The organism is Stappia indica, assembly GCF_009789575.1.
Lineage (GTDB): Bacteria > Pseudomonadota > Alphaproteobacteria > Rhizobiales > Stappiaceae > Stappia > Stappia indica_A.
Window position 1 is genome coordinate 4958047 of the sequence record NZ_CP046908.1, and the last position, 24148, is coordinate 4982194.

Annotated in this window: 6 protein-coding genes; 5 read left to right on the plus strand and 1 reads right to left on the minus strand. The window is 70.7% G+C overall.

The genetic code is table 11. From position 1 onward, the window contains the following. Window positions 1-112: 112 nt before the first annotated feature. Window positions 113-1117, minus strand: a complete 1005-nt coding sequence (locus GH266_RS22620) for a helix-turn-helix transcriptional regulator (protein WP_158195861.1) — start codon at window positions 1115-1117, stop codon at window positions 113-115. Between the two features lie 248 nt (window positions 1118-1365). Between GH266_RS22620 and GH266_RS22625 the strand changes: the two genes are divergently transcribed. From GH266_RS22625 to GH266_RS22645, 5 genes are read left to right on the plus strand one after another with little or no spacing between them, the layout of a single operon-like run. Beyond that, complete coding sequence (locus GH266_RS22625) at window positions 1366-13938, plus strand: non-ribosomal peptide synthetase/type I polyketide synthase (protein ID WP_158195862.1); 12573 nt, start codon at window positions 1366-1368, stop codon at window positions 13936-13938. Between the two features lie 35 nt (window positions 13939-13973). Next, the gene (locus tag GH266_RS22630; RefSeq protein ID WP_158195863.1) at window positions 13974-20624 is read left to right on the plus strand and encodes a beta-ketoacyl synthase N-terminal-like domain-containing protein; all 6651 of its coding nucleotides are present in this window, start codon (window positions 13974-13976) and stop codon (window positions 20622-20624) included. Next, window positions 20614-21738, plus strand: coding sequence for a Gfo/Idh/MocA family oxidoreductase (locus GH266_RS22635; protein ID WP_158195864.1), 1125 nt, complete (start codon window positions 20614-20616; stop codon window positions 21736-21738). The genes GH266_RS22630 and GH266_RS22635 overlap by 11 nt, the downstream gene beginning before the upstream one ends. Beyond that, window positions 21728-23368: a thioesterase domain-containing protein gene (locus GH266_RS22640; protein ID WP_158195865.1), complete on the plus strand. Its 1641-nt coding sequence runs from the start codon at window positions 21728-21730 to the stop codon at window positions 23366-23368. The genes GH266_RS22635 and GH266_RS22640 overlap by 11 nt, the downstream gene beginning before the upstream one ends. After that, window positions 23368-24138 (plus strand): thioesterase II family protein, encoded by a 771-nt coding sequence (locus GH266_RS22645; RefSeq protein ID WP_158195866.1) that lies wholly within the window; start codon window positions 23368-23370, stop codon window positions 24136-24138. The genes GH266_RS22640 and GH266_RS22645 overlap by 1 nt, the downstream gene beginning before the upstream one ends. The last annotated feature ends 10 nt before the right edge of the window (window positions 24139-24148 follow it).

Below are 24148 nucleotides of genomic sequence, written 5' to 3' on the forward strand. Positions count from 1 at the left end.
CGAAATCTCCTCTGGATGGTGTTTCCACGAGGATATCCCGGCCCATGTCCGGATATCAGGACACAGTGCGCCGAAGATGGCGCGGCTTCCGGTAATATGACGGAGTATCCGACTAAACGCCGGAGGCTTCCATCCGGTTGCGGCGCACGAAGTCGGAGGGCGTCATGCCGTATTCGCGCAGGAACAGCTGCGAGAAGCGGCTGGGATTCGCATAGCCGACCGCCAGCGCCGTCTCGGTCACCGTCGCCCCGTCGCGCGCCAGCAGCGTGCGCGCCTCCTCCATCCGCGACTTCTGCAGGAAGCTGTAGACCGGCAGGCCGAACTGCTGGCGGAACCCGTCCTTCAGCCGCTTTTCGCTGAGGCCGACGCAGGTCGCGAGGTCGTGGATCGTCCAGCTGCGGTCGAGCTGGCGCAGGAGCGTGTTCTTCGCCTCGTTGAGCTTGCGCGAGTCGCGCAGGATCTTGGTCTTCTGGCAGAACAGCGGCTCGCGCATCATCGAGATCGCGGCGGTGAGCAGGTCGAGGCAGCGCGCCTCGATGGCCAGGTCCTCGCAGCCGCGGTCGAGCCCGCTGGCGACCAGCCCGGCGGCCAGCGCGTCGATCATCTCCGTCGCCGGGAACCGGCCGACCCAGAACGAGCCGGTGGCGGCCACCGTCAGCGGATGCCCGCTCAAGGCCTGCTCGAACAGCGCCGTCGCGTCGAGCCGGCGCAGGAAGGCCTCGCTGGCGCGGATCTCGATGCCGCGGAAGCGCGTGTCCGCCGGCACGTCGTAGCCGCCGCTGAGCGGCGTCCTGGAAAAGATCATCAGCGCCGAGCGCGGATCGTAGTCCAGCCGCACGGCGCGCGGATCGCCGTCCAGCGCCCGCAGCATGCTGCTGCCGGTGGCGTGTTGCAGGATGACGATGGTCAGGCCCGGCGCCATGTTGGCTGTGCGGCGGAAACGGTCCTGCAGCTGCAGGTCGTAGACGGACAGTTCCAGCCCGAGGCGGATGCCGAAGCGACGGAATTCTCCGTCGACCGCCATCTCCGTCAGGCCGCTGTGGCTTGGCTGCCGCACCGCGAGGTCGAACTCGCTGGCAGCCTGGCTCAAAGGGCGCTCTTCGATGTTCAGAGCCATTCGAACCTCTCCCGGGGCTGTGCACCAGAAAAGTGCCTAGAGGGACTAGTGCACGCAAAAATAAGTATCGATTGGGGCCTTGCCGGCCCGGATCGGGGTAGCGGGCACGTCCATGATCTCCAATTCTTGACTGAAAAAGTCAACATTTAATCGCGCTCCCCCGAAACCCGCCTGTTCCTCGAAATGCGCCATTCGCCACGGGAAAACAGACGGTTATCGCACTGCGACAGGTTAGCTGGAGTTCATGCATGTCCGTTGTCTCGCCTGAGGTTCCTGCCGTCGAAACGCTGGTCGATGCCATTGCGCACTGGGCCGGGAAGCGGGGGGAGGAGATCGCGCTCGACTTCCGCGCCCGTACCGGCGCCGAGCCGGTGACGCTCACCTATGCGCAGCTTTCGGCGAGCGCCCGCGCGCTGGCTGCACGTCTGGCGCGCGAAGGGCATCGCGGCGACCGGGTGCTGATCCTGCTGCCCTCCGGCATCGACTATGTGGTCGCGCTTCTGGGCTGCATGCAGGCCGGCTTCATCGGCGTGCCCGTCAACCTGCCGGGTCCCTCGCGCGTCCGGCGGGTGCTCGGCAAGGTCGGGCCGATCGCCGCCGACTGCAAGCCCCGCTTCATCGTCACCACCGACGAGATCCGCCGCCAGTCGCAGGCCGACCTCGACGCCTTCGCGCAGCAGGCCGGCGCCCGCGTCCTCATCCTCGATGCGCCTTGCGAGCGGTGCGCGTGGCAGGGCGATCCCCTTCGCGGCACCGACACCGCCTTCCTGCAATACACCTCCGGCTCGACCGGCGAGCCCAAGGGCGTGATCAACGGCCACGCCCCCCTGATGCGCAACCTGCGCTTCATCTCCCGCCTGCTGGCACCGAAAGAGCGGCCCGTCGTCGTCAGCTGGCTGCCGCTCTATCACGACATGGGGCTGATCATGGGCGTCTTCGCGCCTCTGGTCGCCGGCGGCAAGGCGGTCGTCCTGTCGCCGACCTCCTTCGTCGCCGATCCGCTCCACTGGCTGGAGGTGGCCTCGGCGGAAGGGGCGGGCATGATGCCGTGCCCGGCCTTCTCCATGGATGCCTGCGTCGAGCGCTACGACGCGGCGCGCTGCGCTGCTCTCGACCTCAGCCGCCTGGAGAGTTTCATTCCCGCCGCAGAGCCGGTGCTGCCGCGCCAGGTCGCGGCCTTCCAGCAGACCTTCGCGCCGCACGGGCTGAGGCCGGAGGCGATCCGCCCGGCCTATGGCCTTGCCGAGGCGACGCTGCTGGTCACGACCGGCTTTGCGCCGGCCGGCCCGCGGCATCTTTCCATCGAGGCCGCCGCGCTGGAGGAGGGGCGGGCTGTTCCGGTCGAGGCGGGCGCTGCCGGTGCGCGCACCTATGTCTCCAACGGCGCCGAGACCGACGGCCAGGACGTGCGCATCGTCGACCCGGAAACGCTCCAGACCCTGCCCGAGGGCCGGGTCGGCGAGATCTGGGTCGGCGGCGACGAGATCGCCTGGGGCTATTGGGGCAACGAGGCGGCGACCGCCGCCACCTTCCGCGCCGTTCCCGCCGACGGGTCGGGAGAGGCCGCTCGGGGAGGGCCGTTCCTGCGCACCGGCGATCTCGGCTTCCTGCAGGACGGCCATCTCTATGTGACGGGCCGGCTCAAGGACATGATGATCCTGCGCGGCCAGTGCCACTATCCCAACGACCTGGAGGCAAGTCTCGTCGGCGCGCATCCGGCCATCGTCGGCGGCGCGGCGGCGGCCTTTGCCATCGATGACGCACAGGGGCGCGAGGCGGTCGTGCTGGTGCAGGAGGTGCGCCGCGACGGGTCGCTCGATGCGGGCGAGGTCGAAAGCGCGATCCGCGAGGTGATCGCGCGCGAACACGGGCTGGCGCTCGCCGATGTCGTGCTCATCCGCAAGGGCACGTTGAAGCGCACCACCAGCGGCAAGGTCCGGCGGGCGGAGATGCGCCGCGCCTATCTTGCCGGCGACCTGGTCCTCGCGGTAGCGCCCGTGGCCGAGGAGCCTGCTTCCCGACTGGCGCCGGCGGCCGACGGCTATCGTGCGCTGGTGGCGGAGATCGCCGCCGCAGCGCTCGGCCTCGGCTCGGCACGCCGGATCGACCCGCAGGCGAGCCTGTTCGCCCTCGGCTTCGATTCCCTGGCGGCGACGCAGGCGATTGCCGCCCTCGAGGGCCGGCTCGGCCGCCAGCTGCCCGAAGGACTGCTCTTCGACCATCCGACGGTCGCCTCGCTCGCCGACTGGCTGACCCGCAGCGAACAGGCAAGCGGCGAGGCGGCGGAAACGGCGGCTCCGTCCCGCGCCGATGCCCGAGCCGCATCCGGTTCCGCCCCGCGCGCCGAGCCGCTGGCGATCATCGGCCTGTCCTGCCTGTTTCCCGGCGGCGACGAGGACTTCGACGATCCCGCGCGCTTCTGGTCCTTCCTGATGCAGGGCGGCGATGCGGTGCGTCCGCTCAGCCCTGCGCGCTTTGCGCCGGAACCGGAGATCCCCGGCTTCGGCGCCTGCCTCACGCGCGTCGACGGGTTCGACGCCGCCTTCTTCGGCATGGGCGCCCGCGAGGCGATCAACACCGATCCGCAGCAGCGCCTGTTGATGGAGGCCGCCTGGCACGCGCTGGAGGATGCCGGGATTCCGCCCTCCCGCCTTGCCGGCACGGATACCGGCGTCTTCATCGGCATCGGCACCGGCGACTACGGCCACATTCCCTTCGCCACCGGCGACCGCTCCCATCTCGACCCCTATTACGGCACCGGCACGGCCTTCGCCGCCGCCGCCGGCCGGCTCTCCTTCTTCTTCGACTGGCACGGGCCGAGCCTTGCCGTCGACACCGCCTGCTCCGCCTCTCACGCGGCGGTTCACAACGCCTGCCAGGCGCTGCGCCTTGGCGAATGCGGGGTGGCGCTGGCCGGCGGCGTCAAGCTGCAGATGCTGACCGAGATCGACCTGGTGCTGGCGCGCGCCGGCATGCTGGCCGCCGACGGGCGGTGCAAGACCTTCGATGCCTCGGCCGACGGCTATGTGCGCGGCGAGGGGCTCGGCATGGTCGTGCTCAAGCGCCTGTCCGACGCGCTGCGCGACGGCGACCCGATCCGCGCCGTGGTGCTGGAGAGCGTGCTGGCGCAGGACGGCGCCAGCGCCGGCCTCTCCGCGCCGAATGCCGCCGCGCAGCGCCGGATGATCGACACCGCCTTGAGGCGTGCCGGCCTGACGCCGGGCGACATCGACTATCTGGAGCTGCACGGCACCGGCACCCGGCTCGGCGATCCCATCGAATATCGCGCCGTGCGCGACGTCTTCGCCGGCCGGCCGAAGGACGACCCGCTCTATCTCGGCTCGGTGAAGACCAATATCGGCCATCTGGAAGCCGGCGCCGGCATCGCCGGCCTGATCAAGGCGGTGCTGGCGGTGGAGGCGGGGCAGGTGCCGCCGCATCTCCATCTCAATGAGGTCAATCCGGAGATCGGCCTGGGCGAGATCCCCGCCGTGGTGCCGGACCGGGCGACCGACTGGCCGCGCCGGGGCTCCCTCCGGCGGGCCGGCGTCACGTCCTTCGGCTTTGCCGGCACCATCGGCCATATCCTGCTGGAACAGGCGCCAGAACAGGCGCCAGAACAGGCCGCCGGGCAGGCGGCCGATGGCCCGCCGCCGCCGCTGCTGCTCGCCTTCTCCGCCCGCAGCCGCGAGGCGGCGGACAGCCTGTGCCGCGCCTTCGCCGAGCGCCTGTCGCAGCCGGGCACGGATGCCCGCGCGCTGGTCAATGCGGCCGCCCATCACCGCGACCATGAGGCCGGGCACCGGGTTGCGGTTGCTGCCGGCGATGCGGCGGGGCTCGTTGCCGAGCTGGAGCGGGCGGTCTGCGAGGACCGTCCGGCCAAGCCTGCCCGCATCGCCTTCCTCTTCACCGGGCAGGGCGCGCAATATCCGGCCATGTGCCGGGGGCTCTACGACGCCGAGCCGGTGTTCCGCGAGGCCTTCGACCGCGCCGACGCGGCGCTGCTGCCGCATCTCGGCCGATCCATCCGCGATCTCGTCTTTAATGCCGGCGAAGAGGAGCTGCGGCGCACGGAATTCGCCCAGCCGGCGCTCTTCGCGGTGCAGTTCGCGCTGGCGCGGCTGTGGCGCGCCTTCGGCGTTGAGCCCGCCGCCGTCATCGGTCATTCCATCGGCGAGTTCGCCGCCTTCGTCCATGCCGGCATGCTGGAGCTCGATGATGCGGCCCGCGTCATCGCCCGCCGCGGCCGCTTGATGCAGGAACTCCCCGAGGCCGGCGCGATGCTCGCCGTCCGCCTGCCGCAGGACGAGGCGGAGGCGCTGGCCGATCAGCACGGCCTGTCGCTCGCCGCCGTCAACTCCTCCGCCGATGCGGTGCTGGCCGGCAGCGAGGACAAGGTGGAGCGGCTCGCCGCGCTGCTGGAGCGGCAGGGCGTCAGCGCCCGCCGCCTGCATGTCTCGCACGCCTTCCACTCGGCCCTGATGGAGCCGATGCTGGCGCCCTTCGCAGAGGTGACCGCGGATATCGCGCTTACCGAGCCGCGGCTTGCGGTCTTCTCGACCGTCACCGGCGCGCAGCTTCGCCAAGCGCCCGGCGCCGACTACTGGGGCAACCAGGCCCGCCGCACCGTCCGCTACGCCGAGGCGCTGGGGCGCGCCTTCGAGGCCGGCTGCGACACCTTCGTCGAGATCGGCCCGCGGCCGGTGCTCACGATGCTCTCCCAGCGCGAGGCCCAGCACCGCGATCTGACCGGCGCGCTGTTCCTGGCGAGCGCCGCGCCGGACGATGCGGGCGGCCTGATGCTGCGCCGCAGCCTTGCCGCGCTCTACCGGCGCGGCGTCGACGCCAATCGCGCGGCCGTGTTCCGGGGCGAGCGCGCGCGTCCCTCGCAGCTGCCGCTCTACCCCTTCGTGCACACGTCCTACTGGCTCGACTACGGCGCCTCGCAGCCGGCCCGCGCCGCCTTGCCGGCCCCTGGTCGCGACAGCTCCGGCGTGCTGCCGCTCTACCGCGTCGAGTGGGATGAGGTCGAGCTGCCCCCCGTGGCCCCGGCATCCGCATCTGTCCCCGCCACGCCCCTGATCACCGTCGGCGGGTCGCCGGACCTTGTCCGCGCCCTTCGCGAGGCCGCGCCGGGGCGGGAGATCGCCGCTTGCGGCAGCGATGAGCAATTCATCGGAAATCCCGAACAGCCGATCGTCTGGCTCGATGGGTTCGAAGCCGAAGGGGAGGACGCAGCGCCGAATGTCTCGGTCTTGTGGAGATTGATACGCCTTTCCCAAAAGTTGCAGTCGCGTTCGCAAAAATTCCGCATCCTGCTCCCCACCCGTGGCGCGCAGGGCGAGAACGGCACGGATGCGCCATTTCAGGCCGCGTTCTGGGGCGCGGCGCGTTCGCTTTCGATCGAATGCCCGGACCTGCAGATCCTGCTCGTCGACATCGCTCCGGACTGCGATCCGGCCGGGATATTCACGGAGCTGCTGCCGCGGCTGGAGGCCGTTTTCGAAGAGCAGGACATGTTGCAGGCGCGCGCCGACGGCTGGTTCTCGCCGCGCATAACCGCACTGGAAGCACCGGCTCCGCAAGAGGCTGCGAGCCTGCCGGTCGACGGGGCATATCTCGTATGCGGCGGAGCCGGCGCGACCGGTGCGCATGTGGTCGAGTGGCTGGCCGCAAAGGGCGTCCGGCATATCGTCGTCACCGCCCGCAGCGCGCCGGGGCCGAGGGCGCGCGCCGCCCATGAGCGCTTGCGGCTTGCGGGCGTCGACATTCGCCATGTCGAGGCGGATGTCGCCGACGAGGCGGCGATGGCCGCCGTCCTTGCCGGCATCGACGGGGAGAACGTGCCGCTGCGCGGCGTCTTCCATTGCGCCGGCATCGGCCTTTTCGACACGCTGGAGGAGCTGGGTGAGGAGAATTTCTCGGCCGTGCTGCGCTCCAAGCTGCAGGGCTCTGCAGTGCTGCACCGCCTGACCGAGCACCGCACCGACCTTGCCGCCTTCGTGCTGTTCTCCTCCATCTCCGGCGTCTGGGGTTCGCGGCTGCAGATCCATTACGGCGCCGCCAATGCCTACCAGGATGCGCTCGTGCGCTCGCGTCGCGCCCGCGGTCTGCCGGGGTTATCCATCGCCTGGGGGCCATGGGGTGGCAAGGGCGGGCTCTCCGACCTGGAGGATAACCTCCTCGACCTGCTGCGCCGCGCCCGCATCCACAAGTTCGAGCCGGCGCGCGGCATTGCCACGTTGGACCGGCTCGTGACGGGACCCGGCGGCACTGTCGTCGCCGTCGATGTGGAGTGGCCGGCCTTCGCGCCGCTCTACCGCGCCTTCGGGCGCAGCGACCTGCTGGCCCGTGTCGCGCCGGCGCTCGCCGGGCCTGTCGAGGGCGAGCGTCCGGACTGGTCCCGCCTGTCGGAAGACGAGCGCCGCCAGACGGTCGGCGCCTTCGTCGACGCGGCGCTGCGCGAGGTTCTGAAGGTCGATGCCGGCGTGTTGAGCGACGAGGCGGACCTCATCGGTCTCGGCCTCGATTCCATCCTGGTGATGGATCTCGCCCGCGTCATCGCCCGCGATCTCGGCCTTGCCTGCCCGCTGCGGGCGATCTTCGAGAATGCGACGCCCGGACGCCTGCGCGCCCATCTGGTCGCGCTCGCCGGCGAGGCCGAGCCTTCGGAAAGGAGCGGGGATATTTCGGCCGGCAGCGGCGGGCAGGGCCTGATCCTTGCCGATGCCAATGCCCGCCACGAGCCGTTCCCGCTCACCGAACTGCAATACGCCTACTGGGTCGGCCGCGATCCCCGACATGTCCTCGGGGGCATCGCCTGCCACGCCTATCTTGAGACCGAGCCGGATACCCCCTTCGACATCGCCCGTCTGGAGGAGGCCTGGAACCTGCTGATCGCCCGCCACGACGCGCTGCGGCTGGTCGTCGACGATACGGGCCGCCAGCGCATCCTCGCCGAGGTGCCGCGCTACCGCATTGACGTGACGGACCTTTCCGAGGCGGATGCGGACCGCATCGCTTATCACCTGCTGGAGATGCGCGACACCCTCTCGCATCAGGTGCTCGATCCCTCGGTCTGGCCGATGTTCGACATCCGCCTGACGCGCATGCCCGGCGGCCGCGACCGCCTGCACATTTCCATCGACATGCTCATCAACGATGCGATGAGCAGCCAGATCCTCTGGCAGGAATGGCAGGCGATCTACCTTTCCGGCTCGGCAGAGGCCGCCGGCCTGCCGCCCTTCACGATCTCCTTCCGCGACTATGTCCTGGCCAAATCGGCCCCGGATGCGGAGCGCCAACGCCGCTTCGAGACCGACCGAACCTACTGGCTGGCGCAGCTCGACGAGCTGCCGCAGGGACCGCAGCTGCCGCTGGCGCGTGCGCCGGAACATATTGGTGCACCGCGCTTTTCGCGGCTGCAGGCCGGTCTCGACGCAGCTCGCTGGGAGGCGTTGAAGGCGCAGGCCCGCAAGGTCGGAGTGACGCCTGCCGGCCTGCTGGTCGGCGTCTTCGGCGAGGTGCTCGCCGCCTGGAGCGATCAGGCGCGCTTCTCGCTCAACCTGACGATCTTCGACCGCCTCGCCCTGCATGAGGACGTGCCCCGGCTGGTCGGCGACTTCACCTGCCTGACCCTGCTCGCCCTCGATTTCGAGGCGGCGATGCCGCTCGGCGAGCGCCTGCGCGACGTGCAGGGACGCATGTTCGAGGCGCTGGAGCACCGGACCTTCAGCGCGGTCGACGTGTTGCGCGAGTTGAACCGCGGCGAGGCCGGCCGGCAGTTCGCAGCGCCGGTGGTCTTCACCAGCCAGCTCGGCATGCAGGACCCCACCAAGGGGACCTCGGAGGGCGATGTGCTCGGGCGGCTTGTCCACGGCATCACCCAGACGCCGCAGGTCTGGCTCGATCATCAGGCGGGCGAGCAGGACGGGGCGCTCGTCTACAACTGGGATGTGGTCGACGGCCTGTTCCCCGCCGGCCTCGTCGAGGGGATGTTCACGGCCTACGGCGCCCTGCTGGAGCGGCTGGCCGATGAAGCCAAGACGTGGCACGAACCGGTCGGCGATCTGCGGCCGGAGAGCCAGAGAAAGGTGCGCCGCGCGGTCAACGAGACGGCACGGGAGCTGCCGCTCGACCTGCTCGATGCGCCGTTCTTCCGCAAGGCGCAGGCGATGCCGCAAGCCTTGGCGCTGGTTGCCGGGGGGAGGTCCTACTCCTACGGCGAACTGGCCGGCTGGGTCCGGCGTCTTGCAGGCGGGCTGCGGCAGGCCGGCATCCGCCGCGGCGAGCGTGTCGCCGTGCTGATGGAAAAGGGCGCGGAGCAGGCCGCCGCCTGCCTCGCCATCCTGTCGCAGGGCGGCGTGTATGTCCCCGTCGATCCGGCGATCCCCTCGCAGCGCTTTGCCAGCATCGTCGAGACGAGCGGCATCCGGCTGGGACTGACACAGGCGCGGCTGACGGAGCGGCTGCCGGAGTTTTCCGGAAAGCTTGTCCTTGCCGACGAGGAGGCCTGCGACGGCTATGAGGAGGCGGGGCCGGCGAGCGGACGGGCACTCTCCGACGAGGCCTATGTCATCTACACCTCCGGCTCGACCGGAACGCCGAAGGGTGTGCTGATCGACCATCGCGGGGCGTCGAACACGGTCCTCGACATCAACGCCCGCTTCGATGTGGATGAAAACGACCGCATCTTCGGTTTCTCGGCGCTCGGCTTCGACCTGTCGGTCTACGACCTCTTCGGTAGTTTCGCGGCCGGGGCGGCGCTCGTGCTGCCCGATCCGGAGGGAACGCACGATCCCTCGCACTGGGCGGAGCTGATCGCCCGCCTCCGTGCCACGGTCTGGAACTCGGTGCCGGCGGTCTGCGATCTGCTGCTCGGGGAGACGGAGGCCGATCTCTCCAGCCTGCGCCTCGTCCTGCTGTCGGGCGACTGGGTGCCGCTGAAACTGCCGGCGATCCTGCGCGAGCGGGTGCCGGGGGCGCGGCTCATCGCCATGGGCGGGGCGACCGAGGCCTCGATCTGGTCCAACTGGTTCGAGGTGGAGGAGGTGCAGCCCGGCTGGACCTCGATCCCCTATGGCACGCCGCTGTCCAACCAGAGCTACCGGGTGCTGGATGCGCGCCTGCGCGACCGGCCCGACTGGGTGATCGGCGACCTGCATATCGGCGGCGTCGGCCTGGCCCTCGGCTATGAGGGGGACAAGGAGCGGACCGAAGCCGCGTTCGTCCGGCATCCGGACGGCGAACGGCTTTACCGGACCGGGGACATGGCGCGCTACTGGCCGGACGGGATCATCGAGTTCCTGGGCCGCCGGGACACCCAGGTGAAGATTGCCGGCCACCGGATCGAACTGGGGGATATCGAGGCGGCACTGGCCGGCCATGCGGGGATACGCGACGCGGTGGTCGATGTCGTGGGCTCGCAGGAGCGGGGCCGGCGCCTGGTCGCCTGGCTGCGCCTTGAGGGCAGCCATCCCGACTTCCACGAGACGCTTGCCGCCGATCCGGCGGAGGCCGCAGCCATTGCTGCCTCGCTCGGGGACACGCTTGCCGGCGGCATGCAGGCCATCGCCCTGCCGCAGGGGAGGGCCGATGCCTATGCGGCCTGGCAAGCAGGGCTTGCGGCGCGCACCCTGGCGGACCTGTTCGCCGAAGCGGGACTGCCCGTGGAGGGGGACAAGACCTTCGACCCGCAGGACGCGGTTGCCGCCCTCGGTCTCGTCTCCGACTTCCGGCCGCAGCTCCCGCGCTGGCTGGCCCATCTGGAACGGCAGGGCGTGCTGAGGCGCGCCGGAGACCGCTTCCGCTTCGGTGCCTTGCCGTCCTCCTGGGAGGAGATGGAAGACGGAGCGCGCGAGGCGGGACAAGCCCGCGACCTCGTCGTCCGCCTCAAGGGACTGGTGCCGGAGATCGCGGTCGTGCTGCGCGGCGAGATGGATCCGCTGGAACTCTTCTATGCCGACGGGGCCGATCTCAGCCCGGAACGGCTGGCCCGGCTGCATCCTTGCGCGGTCGACGCTCATCGCCGGATCGGCGAAGCGCTCGCGGAGATGGCGAAGGCGGCCGGCCGGCCTCTGCGTGTCCTGGAGCTCGGCGCCCGCGGCGGCGTCGCCACCCGCGACTGGCTGAGCGGCCTGACAGAGGCGGCCGCAGGAGAGCCCGCCCGGACGCTCATTGATCTGGTGCTGGCCGATCCCTCGCCCTTGCTGCTGGCCGAGGCGACGCGCGACCTGCCGGGCGGTGTGAACGCGGCAACCGTGGTGCTCGATCCCGAAGGCACCCTGCCGGCGGAACTTGATCCCAACAGCTTCGACGTCGTCCTTGCCTTCAATGCCCTGCACCGGGCGCGCGACGTCGGCGACCTTCTGGCGAATGCCCGCTCGCTGCTGAAGCCGGCCGGGCACCTTCTGGCGGTGGAACTGACCGTCAACGGTCCGATGATCGACCTGACGGCCGGGTTGATCGAGCGCGGCTTTGCCGGGCTTGCCGACCAGCGGAAGGAGAGCGGTCTGCCGTTGATGGCCGCCCCGGCCTGGATGCAGAGCCTCGGATCGGCCGGTTTCGACGCGGCCATGGCTCTCGATCCTGCCGACAATGGCGATCTTGCGGTCCTGGTCGCCCGCAATGTCGACCCGGCCGTGCGCTTCCGTTCCGAGCGGGTGATCCGTCATCTGGAACGGGTGCTGCCGGCCTATATGGTGCCGCGCCAAGTGGTGCCGCTGGCGGCGCTGCCGCTGTCGGCAAACGGCAAGGTGGACCGCAAGCGCCTGCCGATGCCGGGGGAGGCGGCCCCGGAACAGCAGGCGATGGCCGCCCCGCGCAGCGAGAGCGAACGCCGGCTGGCCGCGATCTGGAGCGAACTGCTCGGCCACGAGGTCGGGCGGGATGCCAATTTCTTCGCGGCCGGCGGCGACAGCCTGATTGCCGTGCGGATGACCGAGCGCATCCGCGCGGTCTTCGGGCGCAAGGTGAAGCTGCGGAGCATTTTCGCGATGCAGGACCTTGCCGAACTCGCCGCCCATCTCGACGACCTGGGCCGGGAGGGGCAGGAGGCTTCCGGCGAGGCGCCGGTGCAACTTTCTGTCGATCCGCACGCGCAGTTCGAGCCGTTCCCGCTCACGGATGTGCAGCAGGCCTATTTCATCGGCCGCCAGCCGCTGTTTCCGCTGGGAGGGGTGTCGACGCACATCTTTGCGGAGATCGACGTCACCGATCTTTCCGCCGAGGCGCTGGGCTGGGCGTGGAACCGGCTGGTGCAGCGACACGGCATGTTGCGGGCGGTAATCGACGAGGAGGGCAACCAGCGGATCCTGCCGCAAGTGCCGGTCTTCTCGGCGATGACCGCGGACCTCACGGAGGGCGACGAGGCGGCGCTGGAGCACTGGCTGGAGCGCCAGCGCCGGGAGATGAGCCACCGGGTCTACGACACGGCGCAATGGCCGCTGTTCGACGTGCGCATGGCCAAGCATGCAGGCGGCGTCCGGCTGCTGGTCAGTCTCGACAATCTGGTTTGCGACGGGCGCAGCATGGTCATGATCCTGTCCGAATGGGCAGCGCTCGCCCGTGACCGCGAGACTGTGCTGCCGCCGCTGGACCTGTCCTTCCGCGATGTGGTGCTGCACTGGGAGAGCGAGGAAGCCTCGCCCGCCCATGCGGCGAGCCTGGAGCACTGGTTCGCCCGCCTGCCGGATTTGCCGCCGGCACCAAACCTGCCCTTGCGGCGCAAGCCCGAGGACCTGACGCCGCCGCGTTTCGCACGTCTTGCCGGAACGTTGTCGCACGCCGAGTGGGCAGCCTTCCGCGCCCATGCAGCGGCTGCCGGCCTGTCGCCTAACGCGGCGCTGCTCTCCGCCTATGCGGCGAGCCTTCGCGGCGGCGGGGGCGGCGACCGCTTCAGCCTCAACCTGACGCTGTTCCGCCGCGATCCGATCCATCCGCAGATCGACCTTCTGGTCGGCGACTTCACCTCGCTGCTGCTGGTGCCGTTCGAGGCGCGCGAAGGGGAGGGCTTCGCCGCCGCCGCACGCCGCCTGCAGGATCGGCTGATGGAGGATCTCGAGCATGCCCGCGTTTCGGCGGTGCGGGTGATGCGCGAGGCCGCAAGGCGCGGCACGGATGCACAGGCGCTCGCCGTTCCCGTGGTCTTCACCAGCGGTGTCGGCGTCGACAACACGGCGTCCGACGGCCGCACCGCAGACTGGCTGGGCCGGTTCACCGGCGGCATCACCCAGACGCCGCAGGTCTGGATCGATCATCAGGTCGTCGACCGGGACGGCGAGCTTGCCTTCAACTGGGACCATGTCGAAGGCCTGTTCGACGGCGAGTGGATCGAAGGCGTGTTCAACGCCTATTGCCGGATGCTGTCGGACCTGGCGGCGGATGCGAACGCATGGCAGGCCCTGCTTGCCGCGGTCGAGCCCGCGGCTGCCGGCGCGTTGCCGGACACCGATGGCGTCGAGACCAGCGAGGACGCAGAGGCCGACGAGACCCGGAGCGGACCCGTCGACGGGGCGATTGCCGAGCTGATCGCCGACCTGCTGGCTCAGGAACTCGGCACCGGGCCGGTGGACCGGAGCGCCAGCTTCTTCGAGCTGGGGGCGACGTCGCTGACCTTGCTGCGGCTGCACCAGAAGCTGCGCAAGGCTCTGGGGCGCAACTTCCCCGTCGTCGCCATGTTCGCGCACCCCAGCGTTCAGGCGCTTGCCGGCCATCTGGGAGCGCCCGAGCCCGTGCTGGCCGGAGAGGCCGGGCATGCCGGCACACGCCGTGCGGCGGGGCGGGCCAATGCCGAGCGCCGGCGCCGTGTGCGCGAGCTGTGAACCGCCATCTCCCTTCACTTCATTCAGGACGTCCCATGCGCGCTTTCGACATGAGCCTTTTCACCGAGATCTATCAGGACGTGGAACCGGTCGCGATCATCGGGGCGGGATGCCGCTTCATGGGCGCGGCGGATCCCTTCACCTTCTGGCGGCGGCTTGCCGATGGCGAGGAACTCTCGCGCCGGGTCACCGCGCAGGATCTCGCCGCTGCCGGTCTCGATCCCGCGCTGCTGGAACGGGACGACTTCGTTCCCGTCGCCAGCGTCGTCGACGAAGCCGAGCATTTCGACGCAGGCCTCTTCGGCTATTCGCCGGCGGAGGCCGCGACCATCGACCCGCAGCAGCGCCTGTTCCTCGCCTGCTCGCGCGAGGCGCTGGACATGGCAGGGCTGGCAGGCTCGGTCGCCGGCATGCGCATCGGGGTCTTCGGCTCCGCGCGCATGAGCACTTTCGTCATGCCGCAGCCGGAGGACGTGCTGTCGGCCGGCCAGTCGCGGACCTTCCAGCGGCTGATCGGCAACGACAAGGACTATCTGGCAACGCGCACGGCCTACAAGCTGGGTCTGACGGGGCCGGCGCTGACGGTCCAGACGGCGTGCTCCAGTTCGCTGGTGGCGGTGCATGTGGCCTGCGAACAGCTGCGCAGCGGCGAATGCGATCTGGCGCTGGCCGGGGGCGCGGCGCTGACCTTCCCGATGGCCGCCGGCTATTTCCACCAGCCGGGCATGATCTTCTCGCCCGACGGAACCTGCCGGCCCTTCGATGCGGAGGCGTCCGGCACCTTCATCGGCAATGGTGTCGGCGTCGTGCTGCTGAAGCCGCTCCGCCGGGCGCTGGAAGACGGCGACGGCATCCTTGCGGTCATCCGCGGATCGGCGGTCAACAACGACGGCACCGACAAGGCCGGCTTCACCGCGCCTTCGCTTGCCGGGCAACGGGCGGTGATCGAGGAGGCGATGGCGCTGGCCGGCGTCACCTCGGATCGCATCGGCATGGTGGAGACGCACGGGACCGCCACGCCGCTCGGCGACCCGATCGAGCTCAATGCGCTGGCCGAGGCCTTCGGCCGCGACACGCCGCGCCGCCACCCTTGCGCGCTCGGCGCGCTGAAGGCGAATACCGGGCATCTCGACACCGCCGCCGGCATCGGTGCGCTGATCAAGGCCGCCTTCAGCGTGCGCACCGGACTGATCGCGCCCTGCCTGCATTTTCGCAAGCCCAATCCGGCGCTGGAAATCGATGCGACGCCCTTCATCGTGCCGCAGGCGCTGCAGGCCTGGCCGGAGGGACCGCGGATCGCCGGCGTCAGCTCCTTCGGCATCGGCGGGACCAATTGCCACGTGATCGTCGAGGACCTGCCGGAGCCGCTGAAGCCGGCGCCGCGGACGGGCGAGGGTCCCTTGCGGCTCGCCCTCGCGGCGCCGGACCTGCCGGCGCTGCGCGCCCTGTCGCAGGCCCATGCGGACTTGCTGCTGGACGGCGCCTATCAGGGCGAGCTGCCGCGCTATTGCGACACGCTGGTGCGTCAGCATCGCGGCGCAGACGGCATGCGGCTGGAGATCGGCGGCGGAGACGGGCTGGATCTTGCCCGCACACTGTCGCTGTTCGCCCGGACCGGCGGCGAGGACGAGGCCTTCGTGCAGGACAAGGACGAGGCGGCGCCGTTCTGGCGTGCCGGCGTGGCGGAGACTGAGCTGCCCGCCGGCCCTGCGGGACCGCGCGTGGTCGCGCCGGTCGCCCCGCGCATCGGCAGCCGCATTGCCCGGCCGGGCGCGCAAGGTCAAAGGGGGGACGGCTGGCGCGAACTGGTCGCGAGTCTCGGCGAGGCGTCGCGGCTGCGCGCGGCCGAGCACGACTGGTCGTCGCTGGATGCGGAAGGCGCGGCCGTCGCCCGGCTGCACGCGATCCATGTCGCCCATGCCTTCGACAGGCTCGGCGTCTTTGCCGGCGGTGCCTGGCGCACGGTCGAGGAGGCGATGGCGGCGGGCGGCATCCTTCCGCACTACGCCCAGCTTACCGCCCGTCTGTTGCGCGATCTCGTGGACGAAGGCGTTCTGCAACGGGAGGGGGACAGGTTCGGTGCCCTGATCGTGCCGCCGATGGGCGAGGCGGAGCCGCTGCTCGCGGACATGGCCGGGCGCGGCTATCGCCGCCTGACCGGCATGGTCGCCCGCGTCGGACCGCAGCTTGCGCAGATGCTGACCGGCGCGGTGGATGCGGTTTCGCTGGTGTTCCCGTCCGCCGCCATGGACGACGTGGAGGACATGTACGAGCGCCAGCGCGACAGCGTCTTCCTCAACGATCTCGCCGCCGACGCGGTTGCGGCGCTCATTGAGGAACTGCCGGCCGACAAGCCCCTGCGCGTGCTGGAAGTCGGCGCAGGAACCGGCGGCACCACGTCCGCGCTGCTGCCGGTCCTGCCGACGCGGCGGACCCGCTACACCTTCACCGATATCGGGCCGCTGTTCCTGCGCAAGGCGCGCGACAAGTTCGCCGCCTTTCCGTTCCTCGACTTCGCGACGCTGGACATCGAGAAGGACCTTGTCGCCCAGGGCTTCGAGCCGGGCGGCTACGATCTCGTGGTGGCGGCCAACGTGCTGCATAACGGCCGCGACCTGACACGGGTTCTCGCCGACGTGCGCCGCCTGCTGGCGCCGGGCGGGGTTCTCCTGATGCGTGAGATTTCTGAGCCAAAGCCCCTGTTCGACTTCATTTTCGGTCCCTTGGTGCCCGTGCTCGACGACATCGAGGCGCGCGGCGGCGAGCTGTTTCCCTCGCTTGCCCGCTGGGGGACGTTCCTCACCGAGGCCGGATGGTCCGACTGGTCGTCCTTCCCGCCGCCGGAGCAGAAGGACGGCGCCATCGGCGAGAGCATTCTTCTTGCCCGCAACGGAACGCCCCCTGCGCATTCAGCGTCGGCGCTCGCCGGGCGCCAGCTCGAGACGGCGCCTGTCACCGATGCCGCAGGCCTGCTTGCCGGCCTTGCCGGACGGGCCGGCGACGGGTTCTGGCGGTTCGAAGGCGTGCAGCTTGCGCCGGCCGCAACACCGCAGCCCGCGCATTGGATCACTGCCGCCGACGAACTCGCCCTTGCGACGGACGAGGGGGAGCGTCTGATCGCGGCAAGGCCCGTCCCGTTTGCCGGTGCTGCGCTGCCGCCCCTGCCTCAAGAGGGCGCGGCAGCCGTTTCCGGCCCGCTTGCCGATCTCTTGCGCCCGGTGCTTGCGGAACTGCCCGGAAAGGGCCCGCTTGTCGCCGATGCGGTCAGCGGTACGTGCGGACACCTGTCGGACGCGCGCCTTGCCGTCAGGACGCGCCAGGACGGCGGGCTGGACCTCGCCGTCTTCGACCAAGCGGACTGGCCGGCTCTGTGGATCGACAATCTCCGCAAGGGTCGGCCGGCCACTGCCGCGACGCGCCCCCAGCTCTGCCATTGGCGCTGGGAGGCTGCCAACTTCCGCGCGTCCGGCGGGCGCGTCGCGGCGGTGATCTCGCGTGCCTCCGGGTTTTTCGTGCCGCCGGGCCTGTCTGCCGGCGATACGTGCCTCGTCGATCTCGCGGATGTCGACGACGGGCTGTCTCACGCGATCCTTCATGCGGGCCTTGCCGAACTCGTTCGCGAGGCCTCGCAAGCGGGGTGCCGGCTCGTGCTGCTGACGCGCGGAGCGCTGGCCGTTGTCCCCTGGGACCGGCCGAAAGCGCCGTTTCTCGCGGGCATTGCAGGCCTCGTGCGGGTTGCCGCCCAGGAATATCCGGGCCTGGCATTGCGGCTCGTCGACGACGACGGCAGCCATGGCGAGGACGCGCTGCATCGGGCGTGCCTTGTCGAGGACGGCGAGGCGGTCGTCGCCTTGCGCCGCGGGCGGCGCTTCGTGCCCCGTCTGGTAGCGGAGGATAATGCAGCCGTGCCGCTCGGCATGGAACGGGACGGCGTCCACCTTCTGCTCGGCGGCCTCGCGCCCATGGCCCTGGCGACGGCCGAATGGCTCGCAGGAAAAGGCGCGCGCAGCCTCCGCCTCGTCGCACGCCGCGCGCCGTCGGACGTCGAGGCCGCCCGGCTCGCCGCGCTGACCGCTGCCGGGGTTGAGGTGACCGTGGACAGCGAGGTGGACCTGACGGACGAGAACGATCTCGACCGTCTGTTCGCCGGCATCGAGGGGCGAAGCCTTGCCTCCGTCTTCCACTTCGCCGGCCATCTGGAGGACATGCCGCTCGCGGCTCTCGATGCGGCGGCGCTGGAGCGGGTGCTGGCACCGAAGCTGCGCCCGGCCGAGGCCCTGCGCCGGCATCTTGCGCGCCTTGCGCCTGCGCGTGTGGTCTTTGCCTCCTCGGCTGCGACCGTCTTCGGCCCGGCGGGGCAGGCGGCCCATGCAATTGCCAATGCCGCCCTGGAGGGGCTGGCGGCAGCCTTGCGCGCGGACGGTGTGCCCGCGACCGCCCTTGCCTGGGGATACTGGCAGGATGGGCGCGCGGAGCGGGTGAGGCTCGCCCAGGACCTCGCCGGCCGGGGCATGCTGACGCTCGCGCCGGCCGACGCGTTGGCGCTGATGGAGACGGCGCTGCAGCGGGGGCATGCGGTGGCAAGCCCGCTGCATGTCGATTGGCAGGCGCTGACGAAGGCTGCGGGCGGACGCCTGCCGCCGGCCCTGTCGCGAATGGCGCCGGCCGCACCGGCCCGCGAGCCGGCACTTGCGCATGGGGATACTGTCGAACCTCTCGGCGTCGAGACCTGGCTTGTCGACCGTCTGGCGAGCCTGCTCGCTCTTCCGCGCGAGCGGATCGACATGCAGGCAAGCCTGCTGTCGCTGGGCGTCGATTCCCTGATGATGTTGGAACTGGCGCAGGCGGTGAAGGGCGAGCTCGGGCTCGAGCTTTCCGGCGGCTTCGCCCTGCAGGATCATACGCCGGCCTCGCTCGCGAAGCATTTGCGCGAGGCGGGCGGCCAGATGCCGGCGGCGGCCGGAGCGGATCTCGAGGGCACCGTCAGGACGCTTGTCGCGGACCTTCTGTCGCTTCCTTCGGATGCGGTGCGCCCCGAGAGCCGGCTGATCGACCTGGGGCTCGATTCCCTGCTGTTCCTCGATCTGGCGGAGCGGCTTGCCGCCGAGACCGGGCTGCGGCTGTCGGGCGAGGCGGCCATGCGCTTCGACACGGTCGCCGCGCTGGTCGAGGGGATCCGGGCGCAAGGCGGTACGCAGGGGGATGCGGAGGCGGGATCGCTGCGCGCGGCGCTTGATGAGCTGGCGGCAAGCCGGCCCGGCCTGTTGCTTGCCAATGGTGATCTCGCGCCGGTGCTCGCGCGCCCGGGCATGACCTGGCCGCTGTCGCCGCTCCAGCGGGCATGGTGGCTGGGCCGACGGGCAGGCGCACCGCTCGGCGGCACCGCCCGGCACATGTATGTGGAATACGACAAGGAGACGGCGAGCTTCGACCTCGACGCCTTCGAGCAGGCCTGGGCCCGGTTCGTGCAGCGCCACCCGGCCCTGCGCATGACCGTCGACGCCGAGGGCAGGGCGGTGCCGGCCGATGTCGAGACGGTTCCTGCGATCGTCCGTGAGGACCTTTCCGGCCTGCCCGACGCGGAGCGGGAGGAGCGGCTTGACGAAACCCGCCGGCGCATGAGCGCACAGGCCTTCGACCTGTCCGCCTGGCCGTTCTTCGAATGGCGCGCCTCGCTGCTGCCGGAAGGGCGCATTCGCCTGCATTTCGATATCGACACGACCTTCCTCGATATCGAGAGCTTCCAGGTGATGCTGCGCGAACTGGGACGGCATGTGGCCGATCCCGAGCGGGAACTGCCGCGGCTCGGCTTTTCGGCCACCGACTACATGCGCGGGATGGCGCTGCTGGGCGAGACGAAGGCCGCTGCCGTGGCGCGCAAGGCGGCCGGCGAGCGCCTTGCCGCCCTGCCGCCGGCGCCCGACCTGCCGCTTGCCGCGCTGCCCGAAACACTGCCGCCGCGGTTCGCCATCGAGCGCCGGGCGCTGGACCGCGCCTCCTGGCTTTCGGTCCGTGATGCGGCCGCCAGCCGGGGTGTTTCCGGCACGGCGCTGGTGCTTGCGGCCTTCGCCGCCGGCTTGCGCGAATGGTCGGCGGACACGGGGCGGTTCTCCCTGCAACTCGCCTATCCCGACCGCAAGCCGCTGCATGCGGAGGCGATGAACATCGCCTGCGAGGCGAGCGCGGCGATGGCGGTGCCGTTCGATTTCGCCGGGGCGCCGAGTTTCGGGGACCTCATGCAGCGCACCGAGGCAGCGATCCGCGAGAACCTGTCGCCGCTGCTGTGCGGAGGGCTTGCCGAGGCGAATGCGGCACGCGACCTGCCGACGCTGGTGCTCCCGGTGGCGATGACATCGCTGCTCGGCGTGCGGCAGGCCTATGCGCTGCCGGAAAGCGCCGATCCGCTGCTCGGCATGCCGGCCTACGAATACGCCGCCCAGCCGCAGGTCGCCTTGCATTTCCAGGTGCTGGAGGAGGAGCGCGAGCTCCTGTGCAACATCGACGAGATCGCCGGCCTGTTCCCGCAAGGGCTCGCTGCCTCCGTCTTCGACACCGTGCTGGCGATCCTCTCACGGGGCGAGGAGGCGTGGTCGCTGCCGCTTGCGGATCTGGTCGGCACCAGAACGCCACCGGCTGGCGAGCTCGGCCTGCGCGCCTGGCTGGGAGGCCTCGGCCATGGCGGGTGAAGTGCTGAACGTCGTCGTCTGCGGCACCTGCTTCGGCGAGCACTACCTTGCCGCCATCGCCCGGCTCGGCGGCGATGTCCGCCTGGCCGGCATTCTGGCGCGCGGCGGGGCGCGGTCGCGCGCGCTTGCCGCTCATCTGGACGTGCCGCTCTACCGGGACGTTGCGGATCTGCCGGCCGACATCGACGTGGCCTGCGTCGTGGTCCGCACCACGCTGTTCGGCGGCGACGGCACCCGCCTTGCCGAAGCGCTGCTGAAACGCGGCATCCACGTGCTGCAGGAGCACCCCGTCCATCCCGGAGAGGTGGCATCCTTGCGCCGGCAGGCGGAAGCGGCAGGCGTGCGCTACCACGTCAACAGCTTCTATCCACATCTGCCGGCTTTCCGGCACTTCATCGCCTATGCGAGCGCGGCGGGCGAACGGGCGCCGGCGGCCTTTGCCGAAGTCACCACCAGTCCGCAGCTGCTCTATTCGGCGCTCGACAGCCTTGGGCGCAGCCTCGGCTCGCTGGCCGGGCTCGACTGCGTCGGGCCGCTGGTTCCGCCGTCCGACGGGTTGCCGTTCCATGCCTTCCAGGGGCGGGTCGGCGGCGTTCCCTTCTCCCTGATGCTGCAATCCTGGCTCGACCCGTCCGATCCCGATCACCATTCGCTGGTCATGCATCGCATGGCGGTCGGCTGGCCGGAGGGGACCGTCAATCTGGTCAACAGTTTCGGCCCCGTCGTGTGGAGCCACTCGCTCTATGCGCCCGACTATCGGCAGGACGGCGAGGCGAGCTCCTACCTGCTGTCGCCGGAGCGCCATGCCGGCTGCCGCCATTTCACGCAGCCGAGCGCCCATGCGCTGGGTTCGCCCGCGGGCGCGCCGTTCTGGGACGTGGTGCATGCCGAGTTCCCCGAGGCGATCGGCCATGCGCTCGCCGAGCTGCGCCGCGCCATCGAGGCGCCAGGCAGCGTGCCCTGGCAGTCGGACGCCTATCTCGCCGATCTCGGCAAGGCCTGGCTGACCGTTCTGCGCCAGGCCGGGCCGCCGCGCGAACGCGCCATGCCGGTGCCGCCGCCGCCCCACCCCGATCCCGTCGAATTCGCAAGGACCCTCACCGATGCCGACTGAACCGGTCGCAGAGCGCACCCGCAGCGCCTATTCCGCCCTCGACGAGGCTTTCGTGCAGGCCGGGCTCGACGGGCACGCGCATTTCCTCAACTGGGGCTACGAGCCGATTGCCGGCCTTGCCGACGGGGCCGTGCCCGGTCTTGCGCAGCCGGGTGCCAACGAGGCCTGCGAGCGTCTCGTCGCCGAGCTGCTGGGACCCGTTGCGCTCGATGGACTGAGGGTCGCGGACATCGGCTGCGGCCGCGGCGGCGCGCTGGACATCGTCACGCGGCGGTACCATCCGCTTGCCGCGATCGGCCTCGATCTCAGCGCCGACAACATCGCGGGGGCCCGCCGTCTGCTGGCCGGACGACGGGTTCGCCTGCAACTGGCCGATGCCTGCGCCCTGCCGCTTGCGGATGGCAGCCAGGAGGTTGTGCTCAATCTGGAATCCTCCGGCGCCTATCCGGACATGGGCGCCTTCCTGCGTCATGTCCGCCGCGTGCTGGCACCCGGCGGGCTGTTCCTGCATGGCGATCTCTGGCCGTCGGAGCTGGTCGGCCCGTTCCTCGAGACGATGGAGGAGATGGGTTTCGTCCTGGAAAGCCTGCGCGACGTGACGCGGCAGGTCTGCCGCGCCCGCGACCGGATGCCCGCCGGGCTGATGGCGCGCCTTGCCGGTGCCAGGCGGGCGGCGGACGTGCAGGACTATTTCGCCGCGCCCGGATCGGCCATGTACGACTGCCTCGACCGCGGCGCGATCACCTATCTGCTCGGCCGCTGGCGGCGAAGCGCAGAAGCGGCCGGGGCGGCGGACACGGCGCTGCTGGAAACCCGCGCGGCGCGGATCGAGGCGCTGCTGGGCGAGGCGCGCGCCTCGCTTGCCGAGCGTGCCGACTGGTTCCCGTTCGGCGGGCCGAGACGTGGTGCGGATGTCAACATCCTCGCCTTTCCCCATGCGGTGGCCGGCGCTTCGGCCTTCAAGGCCTGGCAGGGCCAGTTCCCGCGCGACTGGCAGGTCTCGCCGGTGCAGCTTCCCGGCCGGGAGGGACGGATCGCCGAGCCGCCGTTCACCACGCTGTCGGCGGCCGTCGAGGCCTTGCTGCCGAAGGTGAGGCCCTACCGCGACACGCCGCTGGTCCTCCTCGGCTGGAGCCTCGGCAGCAAGATCGCGTTCGAGCTGGCGCACCGGCTGGAGCAGGAGGGCACCTGCCGGCCACTGCTGGTGGTCGCGGGCGTGTGTCCCGGCCCGCACGAGCCCTTGCCGGACCTGCGCAGTTTCTTCGGCGAGGACGGCATGGAAACGCGGCTGCGCCTGCTCGGCGGGACGCCGGAAAACATCCTGGCGAGCGGCGAGATGCTGTCGGCGCTGCAGACGACGATGGAGGGCGACACGGCGATGGCCGCCAGCTATCGCAGCGAGGCGGTGATCCGCGCGCCGATGCTGGCGCTGTCCGCCACGCAGGACGACCTCGTCTCAAAGGAGGCGGTGGAAAGCTGGCGGCCGCGCACGGCGGGAGGCTTCACCCATCGCCGGCTCGAAGGCGGGCATTTCATGGCCCGCGACGACGCACCTGCCGTCGCCGGCGTGGTGAAGGACGCGGTCGCAGAGCGCCTGCGCCAGGGCGACCGGCAGGCGGAGGTTGCCTGATGAACGCGCCCGTTCGAGCCGTTTCGCCCTGGTTCCCTTTCGGCCGTCCGGCCGGACGGGGCAGGGCGGTGCTTTTCGCCTTCCACCATGCCGGCGGGGCGGCGTCCTTCTTCCATGGCTGGCGGGATCATCCGCTGCTGGCCGATCTGGATGTCTGCCCGGTCGAGCTGCCCGGCCGCGGCCGCCGCTTCCTGGAGCCGGCTTGCCGCGCTTTCGGCGAGGTTCTGGCCGGGCTCGTGCCGGCCCTGTGCGGCGCTGTTCCCGCCGGGCGGCCCGTCATCCTGTTCGGCCACAGCCTCGGGGCGCTTGTCGCGTTCGAAGCCGCGCTGGCGTTGCAGGCGCGGGGGCTGCCGCCGGCCGCCTTCATCGCCTCGGCCCGCCGCGCCCCGCAGCTGCCGACACCGCAGCCCTGGCGCCATGCCATGCCCGACGCGGCGTTGATCGGTGAATTGCGCCGTCTCGGCGGCACGCGCGACGAGGTGTTGGAGAGCGAAGAACTCCTCGAGCTGTTCCTGCCGGCGATCCGGGCGGACTTCGCCCTGACCGAGACCTATGCGCTGCGGACCGGGGCGAGGCTGGACTGCCCGGTTCTGGCCTTGCGCGGGACTGGAGACCTGGAGGTGTCGGCGGCCGACGTCGACGCCTGGGACGCGGTCTGCGGATCGCGCGTCGCGCGGGCGGACCTGCCGGGCGATCACTTCTACCTCTCCGAGCCGTCGGTGCTTGCCGACATTCTCGTTCGCCTGCGTCGCCACGCGGGGCTGGCGTGACATGCGGGCA

What these genes read in the sequence shown, in the direction of transcription:
- GH266_RS22620 (WP_158195861.1), bottom strand. Translation starts at nt 1,117, where the DNA reads ATGGCTCTGAACATCGAAGAGCGCCCTTTGAGCCAGGCTGCCAGCGAG.
- GH266_RS22625 (WP_158195862.1), top strand. Translation starts at nt 1,366, where the DNA reads ATGTCCGTTGTCTCGCCTGAGGTTCCTGCCGTCGAAACGCTGGTCGAT.
- GH266_RS22630 (WP_158195863.1), top strand. Translation starts at nt 13,974, where the DNA reads ATGCGCGCTTTCGACATGAGCCTTTTCACCGAGATCTATCAGGACGTG.
- GH266_RS22635 (WP_158195864.1), top strand. Translation starts at nt 20,614, where the DNA reads ATGGCGGGTGAAGTGCTGAACGTCGTCGTCTGCGGCACCTGCTTCGGC.
- GH266_RS22640 (WP_158195865.1), top strand. Translation starts at nt 21,728, where the DNA reads ATGCCGACTGAACCGGTCGCAGAGCGCACCCGCAGCGCCTATTCCGCC.
- GH266_RS22645 (WP_158195866.1), top strand. Translation starts at nt 23,368, where the DNA reads ATGAACGCGCCCGTTCGAGCCGTTTCGCCCTGGTTCCCTTTCGGCCGT.